Origin of the sequence: Stenotrophomonas sp. 2YAF22, from assembly GCF_052114665.1 — a bacterium.
In the GTDB taxonomy this organism is placed as follows: Bacteria; Pseudomonadota; Gammaproteobacteria; order Xanthomonadales; family Xanthomonadaceae; genus Stenotrophomonas; species Stenotrophomonas indicatrix.
On the sequence record NZ_JBFRFE010000726.1, the window covers coordinates 1 to 1,927 of the forward strand.

A 1,927-nucleotide genomic window follows, 5' to 3' on the forward strand; every position below is an offset into this window, starting at 1 on the left:
GCGCGCGGCGCGCTTCATGGCCCGCTTCGCCTCGCTCGGTTTCACCGTCGCGCCGGAAACCATGGAACTGATGCGCGAGATTGCCGCCAGTGGCGAGCTCGACGCACTGGTGCCGGAACGTGTATGGCAGGAACTGCGCAAGGCACTGGTGTGCGAACGCCCGTCCGCGTTCCTGCGCACCCTGCACGACGYGCACGCGCTGGGCCCGATATTGCCGGAGCTGGAAGCGTTGTACGGCGTGCCGCAGCGCGCGGAATTCCATCCGGAAGTCGATACCGGCGTCCACCAGGAAATGGTCAGCGACATGGCCGCGAAGCTGGCGCCCGGTGATGACCTGGTCGGCTTCGCCGCACTGACCCACGACCTCGGCAAGGGCCTGACTCCGCCCGAGGAATGGCCGCGCCACATCATGCATGAACAGCGCGGCATCACACCGCTGAAAACACTGTGTGCGCGCCTGAAGATTCCCACCGAGCACCAGCAGTTGGCCGAGGCGGTATGCCGCGAGCACTTGAACGTGCATCGCATCGACGAACTGCGCGATGCCACCGTGCTGGAACTGCTGGGCCGCTGCGATGCACTGCGCCGGCCGGAACGGGTGGCGCGCATCGCGCTGTGCTGCGAGGCCGACAAGCGCGGCCGGCTCGGTTTCGAGGACAGCGACTACCCGCAGGGCGAAACGCTGAAGCGCCTGCACCAGGCGGCGCTGTCAGTGCAGGCACGTGATCTGGATACCACCCATTTGAAGGGTCCAGCCATTGGCGAAGCGCTGGCCAAGGCGCGGGTGAAGGCCATTGCCGCCGCGCGCTGAAGCATCTGGTAGTGCCGGCCGCTGGCCGGCAACCACAGCTTTTATCAGTGCGCCATCCCACGTGTAATCGCCGCAGCACGTTCCTTCAGCTGCKCCACCGCGTCGGGAATCATCTCCATGCCCACGTCCAGGCCCGGGTTCAGCACCAGGCCAACGCCCTCGCCGATGCCCGACAGCAGCGCATGCACCGCGATGGGCATGGCATGGGCGAACTGCGGCAGCTGCTCGTGCCAGATTTCCGCGCGCTCGGGCGCAGTGAACACTGCGAACATCGGCTCCCCGCCTTCGCTGGTCAGCACCAGCGGCGAAATGCTTTCGTCCCAGGCGCCGTCTTCGCCGATGGCCTTGTCCAGCAGCACGAACACCGGAGCGGTCAGCAGGCCGTCGAGGAACTGCGAGGCCGTCAGGGTTCCGTCCTGGGCCTGCAGCAGGCGCACTTCCAGGTCGTTGGCGGGTTCGAACGGCGTTTCGTGGTCCATGGTCGGTTCCGGTACGTGATTGCTGGCTGCAACTTTAGCAGGCCCTGCACGAGGCTACGCACACCCCATCCCGCATCGGGATGGGCCTCAGCGGCCGATCAGGCTTTCCGCCGGAATGCCCAGGTTGCGGTGCAGGTTGCGGATCATCTCCAAGGTCAATCCACGCTTGCGATTCAATACCTCATACACGCGGTTGAGCTGACCAATGGAGGGCACCAGATCCTTCACGGTCAGACCGCCCTGCTCCATGCGGAAGCGGATCGCTTCGATCGGGTCAGGCAGCTCGATCGGGTAGTGCTTCGCCTCGTAGGCCTCCACCAAGGTGGCGAGAATCTCGAAACGATCTCCCTCTTCGCTATCCAACGCAGGTTCGTTCTCGAAATAGGCCTCCAGCTCGCGCAATGCGTTCTGATAGTCGACTTCTGTGCGAATAGGACGAATGTTCATTTTTCCTCCACGGTCGCTACGTCAATCCGGTCGTATTCGGCATGGTTGCCGATGAACTTGATGTAGACCATCTGACGCTGATAAGTAACGTCGACAACCAACCTGTGGCTGTTGCCTTTGATGTTGAAAACCACGCGACTGCTACCGACGAAACTCGCACTCGCATAGCAACTGCGGATGTCATGCGGCG

General features: G+C 63.4%; 4 protein-coding genes. 1 reads left to right on the forward strand and 3 read right to left on the reverse strand.

The window, feature by feature from the left end; all coding sequences use genetic code 11:
* On the forward strand, positions 1 to 811 hold an 811-nt coding region (locus tag AB4Y84_RS20440), incomplete at its 5' end, for an HD domain-containing protein (RefSeq protein WP_442250794.1).
* 44 nt (positions 812 to 855) lie between these two features.
* Here AB4Y84_RS20440 and AB4Y84_RS20445 read toward each other — a convergent pair.
* The 3 genes from AB4Y84_RS20445 to AB4Y84_RS20455 form a co-directional block, all read right to left on the reverse strand.
* On the reverse strand, positions 856 to 1,290 hold the full coding sequence (locus tag AB4Y84_RS20445) for an SseB family protein (protein ID WP_442250795.1): 435 nt from the start codon (positions 1,288 to 1,290) through the stop codon (positions 856 to 858).
* 87 nt (positions 1,291 to 1,377) lie between these two features.
* Positions 1,378 to 1,737, reverse strand: a complete 360-nt coding sequence (locus AB4Y84_RS20450) for a helix-turn-helix domain-containing protein (RefSeq protein WP_105164648.1) — start codon at positions 1,735 to 1,737, stop codon at positions 1,378 to 1,380.
* On the reverse strand, positions 1,734 to 1,927 hold a 194-nt coding region (locus AB4Y84_RS20455), incomplete at its 5' end, for a type II toxin-antitoxin system HigB family toxin (RefSeq protein ID WP_442250796.1). The genes AB4Y84_RS20455 and AB4Y84_RS20450, both read right to left, overlap by 4 nt.

Bases quoted from the DNA above. Each gene is read 5' to 3' on its own strand.
- AB4Y84_RS20450 (WP_105164648.1), bottom strand. From the start codon at position 1,737: ATGAACATTCGTCCTATTCGCACAGAAGTCGACTATCAGAACGCATTG.